Raw genomic sequence first — 18,187 nt, 5'->3', positions numbered from 1 at the left:
TCGGTTTCCACCGGTGCCGTGTGCGTGCCCCGGCTACAGCGCGCCGTCGTCGTCATAGGTCCGGCCCACCTCCTGGGCGGCGAAGTCTGCGACCGACTGCACTGGGTGAGCTGTGCCGTTGTCGAGCCGGTAGACGGTGCCGTCGAGGGCGGAGTCCAGGAACGTCACGTACGAGATGCGGTCGGCCTGGCCCGCCGAGCGCTCGGTGGAGACCACGCCGTGCACGTTCGCGCGCACGGGCTGCGGCAGGGCGGAGGTGAGCACCTCGAGCGAGCTGCCGAAGTTCACGATGAAGTGGCCCGGCTCGGGGTTGACGGCGCCCAGCTGTCCGTCGATGAGCGCGAGGAGGCCCGGCTCGAAGGAGCGGAGTACGGTCACCCACCCGGAGTCACGGTGGAACTTGCAGCCGCGGGTCTCCTTCTGTGAACGGAAGTGGTTGAAGGCGAGCATCTGGTGGCCACCGTTGTCGGAAAGGCCGCCGGACACTTCGCTCCACAGGTGCTGCGGTACCTTCACGTGCCGCAGTACCGCGCGCAGGACGGCGACGCCGAGGCCGGTCATCCGGTGACCGGTTTCGGTGACCTTGGGCGGCAGCAGTGCCCAGTTCGCCCTCTCGATGTAGAAGTTCTCCCACTGGTCGTGCTCGCGGTCGAAGTAGCCCTGGTAGGTGCCGGGGACGTCGGCGTGGCGGTAGCCCCGGTAGGGGTCCAGGTCGTCACCGGCCGGGGCCTCGTGGAAGTGCGCGGCGAACTGGTCCCCGGGGCCGGTGTCGAGGCCGTCGGGTATGCGCAGCAGGAAGAAACCCATGGCCAGGGCTCGGTCGAAGCCTCCCTTGCGCTCGAAGTGCAAATCGTCCCCGTCGAACCAGGAGCGTTCGAGGCCCACCGGCGAGTAGGCGGCCTGAGCCTGCTGCTCGCCGGGCATGGGCGGCAGGCTGACCGGGGCCCGGGCGGTGGTGGGGTGGAAGTGGGCCCGGACGGTACGGGAGTTGGCGGTGGTCATGGATTCGGCTCCCTCGGGGTTGCGGTGTCGCGCGGCGTGCCGGGGTCGGGGCGGATTGTGATGTTTCCCGGCCGTGCCGGGCGCGGCATGGACGCGTGATGCTTCAGTTGGAGGTCGGTGCCCTGCGTGGCGACCGTGTAGCGGCCGTACAGTTCTGTCAGGATCACGGACTGCATCCGCACCGAGAAGAGCCGGCCGGGGCACTTGCGAGGGTTCCGGTCGGCGTTGACCATACTGAACGAGTTGATCTCGTAGCGGCCGCGGGAGAGCAGCGAGGAGACCGTCTCTCGGTCGGAGCGGAAGATGGCCTTGATGTTGGCCGGGCTGAAGCGGCTCGGCTCGGGGAAGACGGCGGGGTCGCGGTTGGCCTGCCGCCGGTCCAGCCACATCATGGTGCCCGGTGGAACGGTCACCGAGACGCCCCGGTGGCGCAGGGCGAACGACTCGGTCGTACGGCGCCACAGGGCACTGGGATTGCTGCCGCCGAGGCGTACGGCCTCCAGGACCACGAGGTCGATCACGGTCGGGGTAGCGCCTGCGTGCGGAAGCGGGTCCGTGTACGGGCACCCCGTCCTGGCCTCTGTCCCTGTTCCGCGCCTGGCCTCCGTCACGACGGTGTCCTTGACCCGGGGCGTGGCCTCTACATAGCCGATTGCCCACATCAGGCTGAGTGCCGTCGTGTCGTACGTGGCGACGATGACCGTGCCCAATTCCTTGATCCGCGCGGCGTCGAGCGCGGCCACGGACTGCCGGGTGAAGGGCAGTTCCCACAACGCGAAGTGACGCCGAATCATGTTGGATTCGGGCGCGTTGGCCAGGGAGTCGAAGTTGTCCGTCAGGAGGTCTCGCACGAACGGCACGATGACGTCGAACTCGTGCATCGCCGCCGGGTTGTCGTTGCTGATGACGTCGGAGGCGAGGTCGAAGAAGCCGCGCACCACACGGCCGTACTCGGCGGAGTGCAGGTACTCGGGCAGCGGCCGCTGGGTAAGGTCGAGGACGCCGGGGATCATGCTGTCTACGTACGCCGTCAGGGACAGCGTGAAGTCGTCGAGCGGGACGGGCCGGCCAGCCGCGCGACCGAGGTGGTCGGCCGTGTGCCGCCGAACGGCGGGTGCCAGGCGCTCGACGAACTTGGCGTTGCCGAGTGAGCGTTCGATCACGGCCCGCTTTCCTGGGCGGTCCGGGTGGTCGTGGGGCAAGGTGCCCATGAAGTCGCCGAACAACTCGCGGTTGGCATCGGTGGAGGGCGCGAGGATGTCGTCGCCGACGAGCGACTCGTTGGTGATCTGATAGACGGCGAGTTTTCGGCCCATCCAGAACGTGCACAGGCCGCCGTTCTCCTCGGCACAGGCGCTGATGCCGGAGGCTCGGAAGTAGTGCGAGGCGGGCTCCCCGCGCACCACGGTCGCCTCGTGGAACGCCGGGGCGTGGCCGTGTAGCCGGCTGGGTCCGTCGTGGTGGGCGACGATTTCGGGGAAGGGCACGCCGGGGGCCTGCGGCAGGGCAACGGTCCTGCCCTGGCGTGGGGCGCCGAGGCGGTCAGCCGAGACACTCATGACGTACCGCCTTCGCTCGCGCCGGCGGCTTTGGCGATGCCAAAGTCGCTGTGCCGATCGGACCAGGTCTGCTCGTTGAACTCGCGCAGGAAATCTTCGGAGCTGCGCACGGGCGCGGCAGAGCCGTCTTCGTATACCTGGTAGAGGTCGCCTGTGGCGGGCGGGTTGGCGAAGGCCGCGAAGGAGAAGCGGTCCGCGGCGCCCGGGACCGGGGCGCACTGCCGCACCTGGTGCAAAATAGCCCGCACCGGGTGGTCGAGGGCTGCGGTGAGCAGTTCGAAGGCCCCGCCGAAGTTCACCACGAAGTGACCGGGCACGGGGTCGACGGGCACCCAGACGCCGTCGACGGACGCTTCCAGGCCGGGTTCCTCGTTGTAGAGCACGGTTACGAATCCGGTGTCCTTGTGCGGGGCGCAGCCCAGCTTGGCGCGCTCCGATCGGTAGTGATTCGCCGCGAACCAGTGGGTGCCGAGGCCGTCGACGGCGCCACCGGTGATCTCGCTCCACAGCGCGGGCGCGATGCCCAACTCGGTCATGGCGTCACGCAGCACAAGGAGCGTGAGAGCACTCATCTGCAAGGCCATGGCGAGGAGTTCACGCGGGAAGTGCAGGGTCCGCCCGGGGCCGTCGATGAGTACGTGCTCGGTCTGGAAGTGCTCCCGGTCGAAGTAGACGCCCGGCACGTCCTTGAAACCGCGGTATGCCCGGGTGGCCGCCGGCCCTTCGTCAGGTGCTCGGTGGAACTCGCGGCACAGAGTGATGCCCGGGCCGGGATCGAACCCGGCGGGCGTGGCGAGCAGGAAGCAGCCGTCCCGCAGGGCCCGGGACAGGCCGTCGGCGGCGTCGAAGCGCAAGCCGGCGCCCGCCACGGTGGCACGCTGGAGGGTCATGGTGTCGACGGTCATCGGCGCACGCCCTTCGCGGTGGGTCGCTCATCGGGGCCGCCCGGGGCGGTAGTGGTGTGCGACCCGTCCGGCGCGTCCGTACCGGCGTAGATCTCGTAGTCGTTCTCGTCGATGAGTTCGCGCGAGCCGCAGACGCGCTCAAGGCTGCTGCCGTGTACGTAGCGGTAGATGCCCTCGTCCTCGCCGGGCAGGCAGCCGCTGGAGCTGAAGTGCCCGAAGCTGGACCGGTCGCCCTGTTGGCGGGCGACCCTGTGCATGATGGCGGCCACGGGCATGCGGCTGCCCGCGGTCAGGATCTCCATGGACAGGCCGAAGTTGACGATGAAGCAGTTTGGGTCGGCCGGGACGGTCTCCCAGTGGTCCTCGCGGCTGACTTCGAGGCCCGGGGCGGTTGTCCGCAGGACGGTGAGGAACCCATCGTCCTTGTGAGAGCTGAGCCCGATGTCCTCGTGCGTGGGCCGGTAGTGATTGAACGTCAGGTGGTATGAGCCCGCGCACTGCGAGCAACCGCCGGTCGCCCGCCGCCAGTCCCGCTCCGGTATGCCCACCGCGGAAAGGACGGAACACAGAATCTGCCGCGAGAGCCAGGTGAGCGACTCGCCCAGTGCGGTGATCTCCGGCGGATAGGCGGCGGCCCAGAACCGACGTTCGAGGAGGAACTGCTCGATCTGGTTGATCCGCTGGTGGAAGCCGAGCAGCGGATCCCCGAAGCGGTCGCTACCGATGTCGCGGAACCGGCCGTACGGCGCCGCGGCCGGACCCTCGTAGAACTGATGCGCGAACGAGTCACCCGCCGACACGTCGAGCTCACCCGGAATCTCCAGGAGGAAAACGCCGTCCCGGAATGCCCGGTTGCGCGCCCCGGAACCACCGAAGTCCAGCATCCCGCCTACGGCGCGGGCCCTTTCGAGGCGCGCTTCGTTGAGTGCGGGATGGTCGGGCGAACGCTTCTCGTAAACGTCTTGGTAGATCTTTCCCCGACGTATTTCGGGGACCAGGTTACGACCTTCGGCTGTCATGCTCACCGGCCTTTCAGATGGAGGGAGACCACGACGAGGTCACGCAGCTCATCCGGGGCTCCCGGATGCTCTCCCTTGGCTATCTCAGACAGGGTGCTGAACGATCCTGGATATACCATGACCGGCAGCCCGCGCTCTTTGAGGCAGGCGAAGATGGCGAACTCTTCGAGAAAGTAGTCGTTGGAAATCAGGATGCGTTTTTCCCATTCGTCCTCACTGATGCCTTCAGCGCGCTTCCGGTGATAGGCGTGACCGAACGATTCGACCGAGGAACGGAACGCCTCGTCCTCGTCGAAGAACGCCCGCAACTTGCTGTGGAACTCGGCATACCTCTCACCGGCCTGTACTTCGCCGCAGGTCAGGATGGTGAAGTCGGTGCTCTCGCGGTACTCGTCGAACACCTTCTCCTCGGCCTCAACAAAGCGCCGGCCGAGCTCCATCGCCCGTTTCCTGGCGCGGTCAGGGGGCAGTCCCTCGGTCGACTCCAGGGTGAGCCGGTGAATGCTGTCACCGATGAGCACCGTGCATCGTCCGAACCTTCGGGAGATCCACTTGACCATGCTCGTGAGTTTGGCAGTGGTGAAGTTGCTGTTTTCTAGGCTGACGCCGAGAAAACATGTTTCGTACTGCTCGAAAGTGTTCCTGCTCGAATCCGGAGAAACCGAGGAAATCTCCGCCTTGTAGCGCGTCCTGCGGGTGGGTGCTATCCGGTGTATCGGAGTAGCTGACCCATGCGCATCTAAAGACATCAAATCCGCCTGATCCATGGGGGGGGAGGTGCAGGAATGAAATTCATCTGCCGCGTTAAATTACTAACAGGAGGTTGAGTCGGAAGCCAAGACCCCCAGGTGGGGATCAGGCCGCCCCGCTGAGCGGCCGCGTTTATCGGGCACTTCACGGCGACTGACCAGGCACTTGGTCGGTGCAGGCAGCGTGAGCCCGGCCGGGTGGTACGGATGGTGACCGTGTGGTCGCGCCATGTGCGGTCGGCGGGGTCGTGACGCGAGACCTCTCAATCCGAGGGTCACCCAACGCGTGGCGCTCACCTGGGAGTTCGCGGAGCGGAGGTCCGGAGCGTGACTCTGCATCGTCGGGGGTGGAGGCCGCCCCAATGTGACCAGATGGTCACAGTCCGCAGTGTTGCCCGTGTTGGCTGAATGCTTTCCTCGCGCCTGATGGAACGCCATATACCGGCAGTTCAGCGCAGATTCCGCAAATCCATCGACTTCTTCCGCTTGCCGAATCCGCACAGGGACGGGTTGGCAAGTGCCCGGGGGTCAGTTACGGTGATCTCGTCCCGACCGCCCGTCGAGGCGTGGGTCTGCGTGCGTCATGCACGCAGCGGTCCCGCTGACGTGGCACATCGGGCTTTCTGTGGGCAGCCCCTCCATCCGGGCCCCACTTCTTCATCCCTCCTCCTCTCCGCAGCGGCGCTCTCTGTCCAGGAGCGCTCTTCGGCTGCGACCTCCCCCTCGCCACCAGCATCTCGTGCTGCCGCACAGCCGTGCGACGGCAGTAGGGACCGTCCCCAAAGGGGCCGACCATGAGGAGAAGTGGGCAATCGTGAACAAGGGCGTGACCTTGAGGGACGGTGCCGGCGGCGCGAGGCCGCTGCCCTTCGCCACCCGGCGATGGGCACTCCTCGCCATGTCCGTGGGTGTGTTCTGTATCCAGCTCGACTCGTTCGGCCTGAACCTCGCCCTGCCGCAGATCGGCCGGGACCTGCAGGCGGGCGGAGACGGCCTCCAGTGGGTGATCAGCGCGTACCTGCTGTCCACCGGAACGCTGATGCTGGGGGCGGGACGGCTCGGCGACCTGTTCGGCCGGCGGCGGCTCCTCGTCGCGGGGCTTGCCGTGTTCGGCGCGTCCTCGCTGGTCTGCGCGCTCGCCTCGACCCTGCCCGTCCTCGTGGGCGCCCGGGTGGCCCAGGGCGCCGGGGCAGCGATGATCATGCCGGTGGGGCTGTCCCTGCTGACCAACGTCTACCCGGCCGAACTGCGCGGCCGTGCCATCGGCTGGGCCCTCGGCATCGGCGGGATCGCCACCGCCTGCGGCCCTTTCATCGGCGGTGCCCTGACCGAGTCGGTGTCCTGGCGTGCCGTGTTCTGGCTCAACGTCCCACTCGCCATACTTGGCGCGGTCTGTGCCTCACGTACCGCCGAGAGCTACGACACCAGTGTGCCCCGCAGCGTCGACTGGAGCGGCCTGGCCGGTGCCACGGCGGCGCTTGCCGCGCTCTGCGTCGTCATCGACCGCGGACCGCGCTGGCCGTGGCCCGCCGCCCTGGCGGGCGTGGCCGTCGCCGCAGCCCTGCTGATCCTGTTCGTACGGCGTGAGCGGGCGGCGGCCCATCCGCTGGTAGAGCTCAGTCTGTTCCGCAACGGGCCGTACATGGCGCTCACCCTGGCCGGTGCTGCGGCCAACACCACCACCGTGATGTTCCTGTTCGTCGTACCCCTGACGCTCCAGGGCCAGTGGGACCTCTCGGTCGTCCTTGCGGGCACCGCGTTCCTCGCCCCCGCGCTGGCCATGGCGCTCGCCGGGCCGCTCGCCGGGCGGGTACCGCCACGGGCTGCGGTACGGCTGATGGCGGGCTGCCTGTGCGGGGGAGCGCTGGTTCTGGCGTGCCTCGCCCGGACCTCCTCCTTCACCTTGTACGTAGCCGTGGCCACCGTGGGCGGCGCGATCCTCGGAGTGGCCAACTCACTGACGCTCATCGCCACCCAGGCGGTGATCCGACCGGAGCGGGCCGGGGAGGCGTCGGGAGTCACCAAGACGGTCATCACCGTGGCCGCCGGCCTTGGTGTTGGATTGGCCGGGGCCGTCACCGACCAAGCCCGCGGCGTGGGTTCGGAAGCGGCCGCCGACACGGCACTGCTAATCACCGCATCCGGCTGTCTAGCTGCGTGTGTGGTCCTCGCCGTATGGATCAGGCTGCGGGAGGGCATGGTGCGGGCCGGGTCGGGGGAATCGGGGGGATGACTGACTCACGTTCCGCGGACGGTACGTCGCGGAGCCGTCGCCGGATCGGAGCCCCGTACCGCGACGCCCTGACCGAGACATGGCAGCGCCGCTTCGTGTCATGGATCGCCCTTCCCACGAACCTTCCGGAAGCGGACCGCGGCTGGCTCACTGCCGCCCGTCTGTTGGCCGACGGCTACTGGACCACGGCCGCCATCGGTGTCTTCCCCGTCTGCGAAACCGACCGCGCCCCTGGTCGCGGTTGTCGAGAACCTCCTTAAAGACGAGACATCCTCATGAAGAAGTGGCTGCTGCCTACCACGGCGATCCATCTCGAAGTCACCGCCACCCTCTCCCTGCGGGCCGCCCTGCATCGCCCCGCCTGGTACGCGCTTGTCATCGGTGACCCTCGACACCTTCAGCTGCCTGGCCCTCGTTCTGCCCACCGGGCTCGGCGCCAGCGTCGCCTACGGAATCTGGGCCACCAGCACGTCGCCCTGACCGCCCTGGCCTCCCGAGTCCTCTTCAGCGAACCCCTCACCAAGATCATGGGCCTGGGCGTCGCCCGCATCGTCGTCGACGTCCTCCTCGTCGGTCTCGGCGCCGCCCGCTAACCCAGGCTCTCGTGAATGATGGATCTCCGGCTCCACGACGCCATCCTCAACCGGGCCCGGTCTAGGAAGGTTGGCAAAATCGGGCGTCTGACCTTGGCTCCATGAGGTGGGCCCTCTCCGGGCCGCCTCCACGTGTTCGGCCCTTACACCCAGGTAGTTCGGCGTCCGGGATCGTGCGTATCTGATGTAGTGGCGAATGGAGCCGTACGTGACCGAGTACTCGTGGTGGTCCATGAGCTCAGTCCAGATCTGCCTTCCGTTGAGCCCTCTGCCGATCATGCTCTCGACCAGGTCGGCGAGTTCGCCTCTGACGGGGCTGGCCATCAGGCTCGTCTCTGAGATGGCCGGGCGTGCGGTCTCCAGGGCAAGGCGGATGTCCGAGCAGCGAAGGTTGTAGCGCTTCGCGAGCAAGCGGACCTGCGTGCCTTTGAGGGCCTCTTGCGCAATGCGGCGGGCCAGGTCGTGGCGCCAGGCGAAGGGATTCTTCCTGGGGATGCGCGGGCGTGGTCTGTTCTTGCGCTGCGGCGAGTCGGCGTTGGCGAGGGTGCGTTCGAGCGCTTCGGGTGAGTGACCGGTGACGGTGGCGAGGTGTTCGAGAAGCGGCTTGCCGAACCACAGCGGTGGATCGGAGAGATAGCAGTGAAGGAAGCTGGGCCTGAGATGGTTGGCGCGGGCCAGGCGCCGGACATAGGAGTCGGTGGATTCCCCGAGGCAGGGGCGGAGTCGGACTGGCAGTGGTGCGAGCCGAGGTGGCAGTTCGCTGTTCATCGGAATGTAGCGGTCTTCGTGGCCAGCGACGCCGTGGTGCGGGCGGTGTGGTCGAGCGGAATGGCCTGAATGATCTTCTTGGTGATCTTCTCGGCGCCGGTGAGGATGGCGTCGATCGCGGCTCCGCGGATGGTGTGGGAGAGGGATCCGATCATGCCGCCGGTGTGGTCGTGCAGGAAGCGGTCCAGGCCGGTGAGTGTGCCGGGGCGGTGGTCTTGCAGCCGCAGGGTGTCCTCCATGGTGGCGACCAAGCCCTTCCATTCAGTGTTGTAGGGAAACGGGCGGGAGGGAATCAGGGTGAACCGGCCAGCGATCTGGGCGCCTCGAGTCCCGGACAGCAGGCCGGATTCCTGGATATCGATTCCGGCATAGACGAATGTGGCGGGCAGGCGCTCGGAGAAGTACTTGAGGGTGTCAGCTACTTCGGCGCCGTGACGGCTGGTGAGTGAGATGTTGTGGAGTTCGTCGACCAGCACCAGCCCGGTGCGCGTGTCGGTGCAGACACCGACCACGGCCTCAATGATGTCTGTCATGTTCGAGCGGGCCCGCACCGGCAGGCCCAGGAAACGGGCGAACTCGGTCGCGATCATGCGGGCGGTCGCGGCAGGTGGGACGGTGACGTAGACGACCGGGATTCGGTCCGCGACGTGTGGGTGCCGGGCCCGGTCAAGGAGTTCGTGTGAACGTGCTAATTGCGTGATGGTAATGGTCTTGCCAGTCCCTGCGGGGCCGGAAACGATCAACCCGCGGCGGGCGCTGATCGCGTGGCGGTTGAGCAGGACCAGCCGACGGCCGCAGATAGCCGTTGTCTCGACAAACGATGTAGCGACCGTGAGCATGCGGGCGTGATGGTCAAGGCGCTCTTCGTCGTAGAGGTCCCGCTCGGACGCCGACATCCGCTGTAGAGCACTCCGGGAAGACAGGACCGGGGGAGCGGGTGGCTCGTCGACGAACCTCCGCCACCCGGCCAAGGTGTTCAACTGTCGACTGGCCTCGGTGCCAGCCTGGGGTAATACTGTGCGGCAGGCCGCCGACTTGGAGATGGTCACTGGCGCCTCCAGGGGTTGGCGAGCGGGTCGAACAGACCCAGCGGGATGACCTTGTCCAACGAGGCGTCCGTCTCCTCATCCGCAGGTTCGCTGTCGGTCTGCGGATCGGGGATCCTTCGGTCCGGGACGGTCGCCCGGGTACGGGCGGCCATCCGGCGATCTCGCCGGGACTGCTTGGCCGGACGGCCCTTGTCGTTGCGGGGACCGTCGTGGGCGCGTTTGAGTAGGGCCGCTGCCGCATCCGCGATCTGGTCCTCGCTCCCGCCCGGGACCTGTTGGCGGGCGTGATTCCAGGCCATTTCGCCGAATGGGACGCCGACGCGGTGCAAGTGCTTCCAGAACACGGTGATCCACTGGTCTGTCTCGTGGCGGCGGTCGCGTACCCAGATCCGCGAGACGTCGTAGGGATCGTGGTGAATCTCCCACAAGCCCTTCTTCGGCACCACTCCGGAATGCTGGCGGCGCAACGGGTTCAACTCGGGGCTGTCGTAGGTGCGGTGGTTGATCCGGATGCCGTAGGCGTTGATGGCCTGCCACCGTTCCGGCAGCAACTCGACGTAGTCCTCACCGCTCAACGTAGCCGGAACGTAGCCGCACGATTCCAGCAGCATCGCGTACTTCTCGTTCGGTGAGAAGGCCCGCTTCGACGCGTCTGGATCTCGCAGGGCGTCGTGCGGCCGGTTCTGCCAGACGGCGATGACCCACTCGTCCAACAGTTCCTGCAGCTCGGGAAGCGACCACAAGGGCCCGTGCTCCAAGCCCCGGCCACGACGGTCCACCGACCGGCCGGTGTAACCCGCGACGAACTGCGCGAACAGCGTCGCCACCGAACCCAGGGTTCTCTCGATCGCACCCTTTTCGAAGGGCGACGCCTTGTGCGTCGGCTGAAGCGTGATACCCAAGAAACGGCAGGACGCACGAAAGTTGTGCGAGATGAACACCTTGCCGTGGTCGCAGACGATCGTCTCTGGCACGATCACCGGCCTCGCCGCCGCATGCTTCAGCCGCTCGTCCAAGGCCAGGAGCCGCTGGTGCGGCAGATGGAACAGCACAGGCAGCGTCGCCAACCGGTCACCGGCGGAATCCGCCCCGGCCATCAGCGGACCCGGTGTCGTAAAGACCTTCCGAAGCCGACCCGCAGACGCATTCTGCAAGCAGCGGGGGTGCCGATAACGTGACAACCACCGGACATTCGCCAGCATCACCGCCTCCGGCACCCCGACCCTCTCGAAGTCCCACCCGATCTGTGCGCAGGCCAGGCGTGCCACCTCGAATGCCTCGGCATCCTTCGGCTCGATCCGGTCATCCGCTCGGACGTCGACGACGACGGCCGAGCCGTCGGCGCGGCGTACGAAGTAGTCCGGGGCGTGCCGGCGCTCTCGCTCGCCATCATGCCAATGCAGCCAGAACGGCTGCGAGGAGATACCTACCACCGCCGGATCGAAGTCCATCAGCAAGAGCCGGTCCCGCTCCTGCCACGACTCGAAGCCGACGTGCTGCCTGGTCGTAACCGACCAGTACCAGCCCGCGAAGTGACGCGCGCCCCTCGACCAGCGAAACGGACGCACCGGAGCCATGTCCTCGAACCGAGTCGTCACGCAGTCCAGCAGCGGACGCCGCCGACGTTCCCGGGCAGCGTCTATATACGACAACTCGACGTATGGCCCCGCAAGATCCACGCCAGTCAGTACAGCCACCCAGTGCCCCCAGCGCGATCGCCCGTGCGGCTAGGTTCGCTGAAACGAAAGCCCAAACGGCTGGGTTCGTTGAGTAAACGCCTCGAATGGATGAGAACGGACAAGTTCGCCCGGGGCAGACAAGGAAGTACGCGGAAAGACTGGCCAACGCGTGTGAGGCCATGTCAACGTAGACAACTCCGCAAGGATCCCCAGGTCAAAGAGCTGATGCCCGGTGACTGGGGACCTCGCTGGCCTGGTTTCTTCACCACCGTCGAAAGCCCTGCTGGGCGAGTGGCGGATCGGCTGCGACCAGCCCCACACAGCCTGGGCGAGTGGTCCGCAGATGACGTCAACCTGATCGTGGACGCCCTGTGCGCACCGACAGCGGCAAGCAGGTTCCACCGTTCACTGTTTTCTCCGCACCGAGGAGGCTGTCCGTGGCTCATACGGAGATGACCGTCGGCGATCTCATTGACTTGTTGGCCGGCTGTGACCGGAGCGCTCCGGTGCGGCAGGCGATGAACCCCTTCTTCCCGATGGCGCATCGCCTCGCGCAGGTGGTGCAGTCCGTGGACGAAACCGGTCAGAGGGTGGTCTACCTCGCGGAGGGGCGGGATGAGGACTCGCAGTTCGGTCATCTGCCGCCTGAGGTCGCCGTTGTCCTCGCCTGGCAGAAGCCGGTCCAGGCGCCGCCGCACCGTCCCCGTCGCAGTGCCGGCGGCCAGTAGAACCCGCACCGAGTCTTTGGAGGCGCCCTGTATCCCGACTTTCCGCTCGACCCGTCCGTTCCCCACGGTGCCCCGTGCGCGTACTGGGTCGGTCCCCGCTATCTGGCCGGTGACGACGGACGCCTCTACGACACCGTTGCCGATACGCTCGCTGGTCTGGGCTGGACGAGCCTGACGATTGTCCGCGGGCGGCACGACCCGGCCGAGGCAACGGAGGACCGTCAGGTCCTGCGCAGCACGGTCCTGCACATCAGCCCTGACAACCTGCGCTGGGCCCAGTGGAGTCTGGCGGACGAGCCGTTCCACCTGGGGGGCCGGCCGGTGGCCTGGCAGGTCTCGGCCCGCGCGGACACGAGCAGTCCGCTGGCCGCGTGGTCGGCCTACTTCACGCCGGATGTCCCCGGGGAGGCCGTGGCCGACTTCCTCGTCGCGCTCGACGCCCGCGACGAGCCTGCCGTGCCGCTCGCCGGGCCCGAGCTGGTCCTCGACGCGGTCGCCGCACACGGCTGGCTCCGTGACATCGAGCAGCCCCACGCGGCAGTGGATCCCGCGTTCACCTCGCGCTTCAACCTCGGCGGGGTGCCGCCTCTCATTCAGGACGGCGACCCGCGCGCCCTGACCACCGGGTCCGGTGAGGCGGGCCCGACCGGATGGCAGGCATGGTCCGAGCCCGACCCCGGCGCCCCGCACCTGTGGGTGGCGTCTTTCGGCGCCAGCGTCCCGCACGACCTGGTGGCCGCGTTCGCCTCCTCCCTCAGCTCGACGGTGCCGGTCCTGCGCCGGGTGCTGCCGGAGGCCACCCGCGAGCGGCTCCTGCGCGCGCCGGCCGTCTAGAGCGCCAGCCCGTTCAGCGGGATGGGTTGTACGACGCCACTGCCCCCGACCAGTTTCTTGGTCGGGGGCAGCGGTATGTCGGGAGCGGGTCAGCCGGCCGCTGTCGCCTTGGCGAGGGCCTTGTCGAGATGGCGGTCGACGAGAGCCGGGGAGCCGGAGACGACCAGCAGCAGGCTGCTGTCGCGGATCGCGGTCTGCTTCACCACGGTGCTCTGCCCTCCGGCGGAGAATGTCAGGAGCTGGCTCCACTGCTCGTCGCCGAGCCGGCGGGGTGCGGTCAGCTTCTGCGTGGCCAGGTCGATGACGGTGCTGCCCGCGACGACCTGATAGGTGGGGCAGCCGGTCATGGCATCGAATATCTGGCCGATGCTGTCGGACAGTGTGTTCGCGCTGTCGCTGTAGAGCTCCTCGGATACTTCCGAGCTGCTGCTGCCGGTGTAGGTGAAGGTGGCTTTCGCCTTGCGAGGGAAGGCGAGCGAGCCGGTCGCCGCGTCGCCGCCCAGCTTGTTCAGGGCCGGGCAGCCGATGACGGTGACGTCGTCGTGCCGGGTGACACGCTCCGGCTTGCGCAGGTAGCCGCTGCCCAGGTCCTGCTCGTCGAGCAGACGCGCCTTCAACGCGGCCGAGGACAGCGGAGCGGCATTCTGGCCGGGCCGGGCCGGCTCCCCGACCGAGGAAGAGGCGGTGCCGGGCGTCACGCCGGTGGTGCCGGCGGAGCAGGCGGGCACGGTGAGGAGAACGGCACTGATACCCAGGATGGTGGTGACGGTGCGAACGCGCATGACTGTACTGACCCCTTGATGCTAGGTGACGGGCGGTCAGTACCCGGGCCCATGGGCCCGGTGGGGGTCGTAGGAGTGGGGGTCAGTGTCCGAGGTGCCGCAGACAGTCCTCAAAAGTAGCATGCGTCGAGACCCACGGCCCGGAGTTGCGGTTGTACCAGGCGGTGTCCAGACGGGTCTCCAACTGCTGGTGACCGGCCCGGCAGCGCAGCCAGATCTGGTCGCGAGCGGAGAGGACGAGCCAGTCCCGGTACGCCCCGCACTCGGGGCAGGCCGCCATCTCTCCGTCGAGAACGAGCGGCTGCGGCCAGCGCATCACCATGCCGCCGAGCTGGTCACGGCTGGGCACCCGCAGCTCCGGCGACGGGAAGTCGTCCACCGCGCCAGCCTGCTCGCCGCGCTCCAGCTCGGCCCACACCTGCCCCGCCTCCGGCGAGCCCGGATCCTGCAGCCGCGCCGACAGCTCGAAGAACCGGCGCTGCGCGTCGTTGGGCTCCTCCGCCCGGCGGCGTATCCGGTCAAACATCGTGACGTCCCCCTTTGGCTTGTCCTGTGCGCGTCATTGATCGTGCCCTACGCCGCTGCCGGTTTCAATTCACAAAGTCAACATCCGTTTTCGGGGCAGCGTGGATGCGGCCGCTGCTCGGGCCAGAGCGGCACACAGGCACACAGGCATGCTGGAGGGCGAGGGCGAGCGGTGTTGTCTCTGGTCTCGGTGGTGCACTGGCACTGCTGCTGTGGACCGGGTGGGGGGATCACCGGGTATTGCTCGCTGGGTTCTCCGCGCCATGGTGCCGGCCGGGTGCGGGTGGCTGGGTCCTTGTTCTGTGAGCCATGCGCGTGTCTTTGTCCGGGGTGTCGGCGGGCAGGTCGGCTATCTGCCGTATCCGCCATACCAGTACGTCGCTGATCGAGTCGGCGGTGGTGAGTTCGCGGCGCCGGGCTGCATCGGTCAGAAGTGCGGCGGGGTCATGGCCGGAGGCTTCGGCGTCGGTGATGGTCGCGGCCAGGGCGTACCAGCCGGGCTCGGTGAGGATTTTCTCGGCCAGTTCCGGAAGCGTCTGGCGCAGTACGGTTGTCTGCTGCTGGAGCTGGGGCCGGGTGAGGTGTCGGCCGCGTTGGTAGAGCGCGGTGAGGGGCTGGGCGGCGGCGGTCCGGTAGGCGGCACGCAGGTGCTCGGCGGTCTGGCGGGCGGCGGCGGCCTGTTGGGCGTGGCCCTTCTTGGCGTGCCAGTGCATGGTGGCGGTGATGAGGAAGAACAGCATGTCGATCGCCATCGCGGTGCTTGCGCCGTCCTCGCCCCGGTCGAGGGCGGGGCCGGCGTGGATGAGGTCGCGGGCGGCCTGCCGCAGTGCCCGGTCGTGGCCGCGTTCGGCGCGGACGTGGGAGCGGGAGGCGCGCTCGTAGGCGCGGGCGGCGTCGCGTAGTTCGTGCCGTGTGTGGGCGGCGGAGGTTTTCGCGAGCGCGTCCAGGACCTCGCCGGCCGACGCGATGGAGGCGGCTGCGGCCGAGTCGTCGCTGTGCTCGATGACGAGAACGGCCCGCCACGCGGCCGATGCCGTTGTTCGCCGGGCGGCGGCCGGGGCTCCTGGGCCGGTTAGGACGGTGCCGTCCGGCGGGAGGGCCTGGGTGTCCTGGTCCTGGGTGTCGCCGGACCAGCGCTCGCGGATGCGGGGCAGGGAGAGGTCGGGGGCGAGGCGCGCGCCGGGGTAGAACACCGGCTCGCCGTCTTTGTTCCGGTCGTCGGGCAGGGCGACCTTGTATCCCAGAAGGTCCCCGGAAGGGGCGGTGCGCTGACGGATCAGGAGGCCGGCGGCGGTGAGCCGGGCGAAGAACTCCTCTTCGCCGCTCGCGCCGGCTACTGCCCGCCGTACTGTCTCGCGCAGTTCCTCGCGCGCGGTGCGCTCGCGGCCCTGACGTTTGGCTTTGTGGTGTTCGGCGCTGGTGGGCCGCTGGGCGGCAGTGCCGTCGCCGGGGGCGACCTGGTGGAGGCCGAGTTCCTTCTCGATGAGCCGGGCCTCGGCCTGGGCGCGGGTGCCGGAGCGGAAGTCGTCGGGACGGTGCCCGTCCTCGGTGACGAGGGTGGCCACGATGTGGATGTGGTCGTCCGCGTGCCGTACAGCGGCCCAGCGGCAGCCGGACTGTCCGGCGCCGGGGTCGATGCCGGTGGCGGCGACGATGCGCCGGGCGATGCCGGCCCACTCCTCGTCGGACAGGATCCGGTCTCCCGGATCGGCGCGGACAGAGGTGTGCCACACGTGCTTGGCCGGACGGCGGTGCTTGGCCAGGGCCATCACCGGCTGGTCCAGGAGCTGCTGGAGGTCGGTGAGGGTGGCGTTCGGGTCGCGGCCGGGGTCCGGGGACATGCCGTCGAAGGAGGCGACCAGGTGCGGGTCGGTGTGGTCCTCGTACTTGCCGGTCTCGTAGAGGTAGTAGAGGAGACCTCCGGTGTCCGACCCGGACGGATTGACGCTGGGGATCACGAGCCGTGGCGCTCGATCAGCCGAGTGGCGGCTTCGTGGGCGGTATCGGCGGCACGCCGTACGGCGGCGACGGCCGCTTCGAGCTGAGGAACGTCGGCACCGGAGTTGAGGGCCTTGACTGCCTGGTTGAGGTTGCTGCCGGCCCAGCCGAGCCGACGTCGGCTTTCGAACAGGGCTGTGATCACTTCGCGTTCGTCTGCGATCTCGGCACGGGTGCGGTCGAGGTCACGGGCGGCGGCGAGCGCGGAACGGGCGAGGAACCCGGCGACGGACAGATTGCACCGGGCGGCGGCGGACTCGATCAGGGCGTACTCATCGTCGTTGAATCGCGTCGCAGGCTGGCGCAGGCGCTTCTTCTCGGGCGGTTGACGCGGTCGCTGACGGGCACGGTGAGCGCGCTGGCGGCGGGCGCGCGGCTCAGTCTGCTTCTCCTCCTGCCCTGGCTTCGATCCGCCCCCGGTCGAAGCCTGATGGACCTGCGCCCCCCGGTGCAGGTCCGATCCCGCCCCCTCGGGGGCGGGATCGGCGGAAGCTATGCTTCCGCCCCAACTTGCTCGCCCCGAGACCGAGTTGAACGTCGACTCGCGATCCGGGGCGTGGCTGACCTCCTCCGGGTTCGTCATCGGGCCTCATGCCCCGTGGTCCGGAGACGCTGCTGGACGGCGGCGGCCAGTTCGAGCACACCGGCCGGTCCCGCGAGGAGGAGAACGGGGCTGTCGGGGCGGTGCTGGACGAGCCACTGGCCGCCCGGGGTGAGGACCGCGGCGTGCAGGAGCCGGCGGCGGACCAGGACGTCCGCCCAGGCGCCGGCCTCGGCGGTCGTCGGGCCGCACGAGCGGGCGATACGGGAGTCGATGACGGTACCTCCGGGAACGGGCCGCCGGTGGCCCGGCGTCAGGCCGGGCCACCGGTCGGAAAGGGCCTGTGTGCTGTGTCTTTGCGCTTATCCGCCGCACTCGGGACAGCGGCCGACATGGCCGCTGAGCGCCCGGGCCATCCGCTGTTTCGCCGAGATCGCGTATGTCGCGCTGGACTTCGCGGCGGGTCGGCCGGCATGCCGTGCCGAGTGCGCGGTCAGGTACCTGATCTCCTGCTCGAACTGCCGGTGGATCAGGGTGAAGCGGCGGCAGGTCTTCATCGAGTGGTGCTCCTTGTCGTCTTGCTGGTCATTTCGTCCCGCACATGCCGCAGGACGAGGCCGAGCCGGTCGTTCCGGCCGCCGGGCAGGCCCTCGCGCCGCAGGATCTCCCGCAACTGGGCGCGGGTGACCGACTCGTTGCCATCCCGCACGAGCAATGCGGGGACATGAGGGCTGATCCGGCGGACGAGTTGCTCCACGGACTGCTCCGGCTCACGCCCCGGACGCGTCCTCTGCGGGCTGCGACCGCCACGCCGCTTGCCCGTGCCCCCGGCCTTCGCGCCCCTGCGCCCCTGCGGAGAGACCGTCGGTCCCCGGTCCCCGTTGGGGTCGGTCCCCGTGTTGGTGGTGGTCGGTCCCCGGTCCCCGTTGGGGTCGGTCCCCGTGTTGGTGGTGGTCGGTCCCCGGTCCCCGTTGGGGTCGGTCCCCGTGTTGGTGGTGGTCGGTCCCCGGTCCCCGTTGGGGTCGGTCCCCGACTCGGCGCTCCTCGGTCCCCGGTTCGAGTCACCCGTGTGAGCAGCGACTTCGCCCGCAGGCGCGGTGGTCCCCGTGCCGCTGTCGAGGGCCTTATCGGTCCCCGCGTTACGGTCCCCGGTCCCCGCGTTACGGTCCCCGGTCCCCGCGTTACGGTCCCCGGTCCCCGCGTTACGGTCCCCGGTCCCCGCG

General features: G+C 68.6%; 16 protein-coding genes and 1 pseudogene. 3 read left to right on the top strand and 14 right to left on the bottom strand.

The window, feature by feature from the left end; translation table 11 throughout:
• Window positions 1-33: 33 nt before the first annotated feature.
• The 5 genes from ACFXKG_RS05535 to ACFXKG_RS05515 are packed head-to-tail and all read right to left on the bottom strand — an operon-like array spanning window position 34 to window position 5,252.
• Window positions 34-1,002, bottom strand: a complete 969-nt coding sequence (locus ACFXKG_RS05535; RefSeq protein WP_384832711.1) for a 2OG-Fe(II) oxygenase family protein — start codon at window positions 1,000-1,002, stop codon at window positions 34-36.
• Window positions 999-2,561: a cytochrome P450 gene (locus ACFXKG_RS05530; RefSeq protein WP_384832708.1), complete on the bottom strand. Its 1,563-nt coding sequence runs from the start codon at window positions 2,559-2,561 to the stop codon at window positions 999-1,001. The genes ACFXKG_RS05535 and ACFXKG_RS05530 overlap by 4 nt, the downstream gene beginning before the upstream one ends.
• The gene (locus tag ACFXKG_RS05525; RefSeq protein WP_384832704.1) at window positions 2,558-3,466 is read right to left on the bottom strand and encodes a 2OG-Fe(II) oxygenase family protein; all 909 of its coding nucleotides are present in this window, start codon (window positions 3,464-3,466) and stop codon (window positions 2,558-2,560) included. The genes ACFXKG_RS05530 and ACFXKG_RS05525 overlap by 4 nt, the downstream gene beginning before the upstream one ends.
• Window positions 3,463-4,485, bottom strand: coding sequence for a 2OG-Fe(II) oxygenase family protein (locus tag ACFXKG_RS05520; protein ID WP_384832701.1), 1,023 nt, complete (start codon window positions 4,483-4,485; stop codon window positions 3,463-3,465). Before ACFXKG_RS05520 ends, ACFXKG_RS05525 begins: the two co-directional genes overlap by 4 nt.
• A 2-nt stretch (window positions 4,486-4,487) precedes the next feature.
• Window positions 4,488-5,252, bottom strand: coding sequence for a tRNA-dependent cyclodipeptide synthase (locus tag ACFXKG_RS05515; RefSeq protein WP_384832698.1), 765 nt, complete (start codon window positions 5,250-5,252; stop codon window positions 4,488-4,490).
• 796 nt (window positions 5,253-6,048) lie between these two features.
• Here ACFXKG_RS05515 and ACFXKG_RS05510 point away from each other — a divergent pair.
• Window positions 6,049-7,467 (top strand): MFS transporter, encoded by a 1,419-nt coding sequence (locus tag ACFXKG_RS05510; protein WP_384832694.1) that lies wholly within the window; start codon window positions 6,049-6,051, stop codon window positions 7,465-7,467.
• A gap of 446 nt (window positions 7,468-7,913) precedes the next feature.
• Here ACFXKG_RS05510 and ACFXKG_RS05505 read toward each other — a convergent pair whose 3' ends face one another.
• From ACFXKG_RS05505 to ACFXKG_RS05495, 3 genes are read right to left on the bottom strand one after another with little or no spacing between them, the layout of a single operon-like run.
• Window positions 7,914-8,828, bottom strand: coding sequence for a hypothetical protein (locus ACFXKG_RS05505; RefSeq protein WP_384832690.1), 915 nt, complete (start codon window positions 8,826-8,828; stop codon window positions 7,914-7,916).
• Window positions 8,825-9,877 (bottom strand): TniB family NTP-binding protein, encoded by a 1,053-nt coding sequence (locus ACFXKG_RS05500; protein WP_384832687.1) that lies wholly within the window; start codon window positions 9,875-9,877, stop codon window positions 8,825-8,827. The genes ACFXKG_RS05505 and ACFXKG_RS05500 overlap by 4 nt, the downstream gene beginning before the upstream one ends.
• Window positions 9,874-11,475: a TnsA-like heteromeric transposase endonuclease subunit gene (locus ACFXKG_RS05495; protein WP_384832683.1), complete on the bottom strand. Its 1,602-nt coding sequence runs from the start codon at window positions 11,473-11,475 to the stop codon at window positions 9,874-9,876. Before ACFXKG_RS05495 ends, ACFXKG_RS05500 begins: the two co-directional genes overlap by 4 nt.
• Before the next feature lie 518 nt (window positions 11,476-11,993).
• Between ACFXKG_RS05495 and ACFXKG_RS05490 the strand changes: the two genes are divergently transcribed.
• Together ACFXKG_RS05490 and ACFXKG_RS05485 are read left to right on the top strand one after the other, a co-directional pair.
• Window positions 11,994-12,284 carry a hypothetical protein gene (locus tag ACFXKG_RS05490; protein WP_384832855.1) on the top strand — a complete coding sequence of 97 codons (291 nt, stop codon included), beginning with the start codon at window positions 11,994-11,996 and terminating at the stop codon, window positions 12,282-12,284.
• Between the two features lie 27 nt (window positions 12,285-12,311).
• Window positions 12,312-13,118, top strand: a complete 807-nt coding sequence (locus ACFXKG_RS05485; protein WP_384832852.1) for a DUF317 domain-containing protein — start codon at window positions 12,312-12,314, stop codon at window positions 13,116-13,118.
• 89 nt (window positions 13,119-13,207) lie between these two features.
• Here the strand turns inward: ACFXKG_RS05485 and ACFXKG_RS05480 are convergent, their stop codons facing one another.
• The 6 genes and pseudogenes from ACFXKG_RS05480 to ACFXKG_RS05455 form a co-directional block, all read right to left on the bottom strand.
• Window positions 13,208-13,900, bottom strand: coding sequence for a hypothetical protein (locus ACFXKG_RS05480; RefSeq protein WP_384832680.1), 693 nt, complete (start codon window positions 13,898-13,900; stop codon window positions 13,208-13,210).
• Window positions 13,901-13,982: 82 nt separating this feature from the next.
• Window positions 13,983-14,426 (bottom strand): hypothetical protein, encoded by a 444-nt coding sequence (locus ACFXKG_RS05475; protein WP_384832677.1) that lies wholly within the window; start codon window positions 14,424-14,426, stop codon window positions 13,983-13,985.
• A gap of 229 nt (window positions 14,427-14,655) precedes the next feature.
• Complete coding sequence (locus ACFXKG_RS05470; protein WP_384832674.1) at window positions 14,656-16,383, bottom strand: relaxase/mobilization nuclease domain-containing protein; 1,728 nt, start codon at window positions 16,381-16,383, stop codon at window positions 14,656-14,658.
• Window positions 16,380-17,006: a plasmid mobilization protein gene (locus tag ACFXKG_RS05465; RefSeq protein ID WP_384832671.1), complete on the bottom strand. Its 627-nt coding sequence runs from the start codon at window positions 17,004-17,006 to the stop codon at window positions 16,380-16,382. The genes ACFXKG_RS05470 and ACFXKG_RS05465 overlap by 4 nt, the downstream gene beginning before the upstream one ends.
• 320 nt (window positions 17,007-17,326) lie before the next feature.
• Window positions 17,327-17,521, bottom strand: coding sequence for a hypothetical protein (locus tag ACFXKG_RS05460; protein WP_384832668.1), 195 nt, complete (start codon window positions 17,519-17,521; stop codon window positions 17,327-17,329).
• A pseudogene (locus ACFXKG_RS05455) lies at window positions 17,518-18,187 on the bottom strand (hypothetical protein); the annotation flags it as partial. The gene ACFXKG_RS05460 and the pseudogene ACFXKG_RS05455, both read right to left, overlap by 4 nt.

The sequence above is a fragment of the Streptomyces sp. NPDC059255 genome, from assembly GCF_042752355.1.
GTDB lineage: Bacteria > Actinomycetota > Actinomycetes > Streptomycetales > Streptomycetaceae > Streptomyces.
The sequence above is the reverse complement of the archived record's forward strand: the minus strand, read 5'-3'. Positions and strand labels throughout refer to the sequence as shown.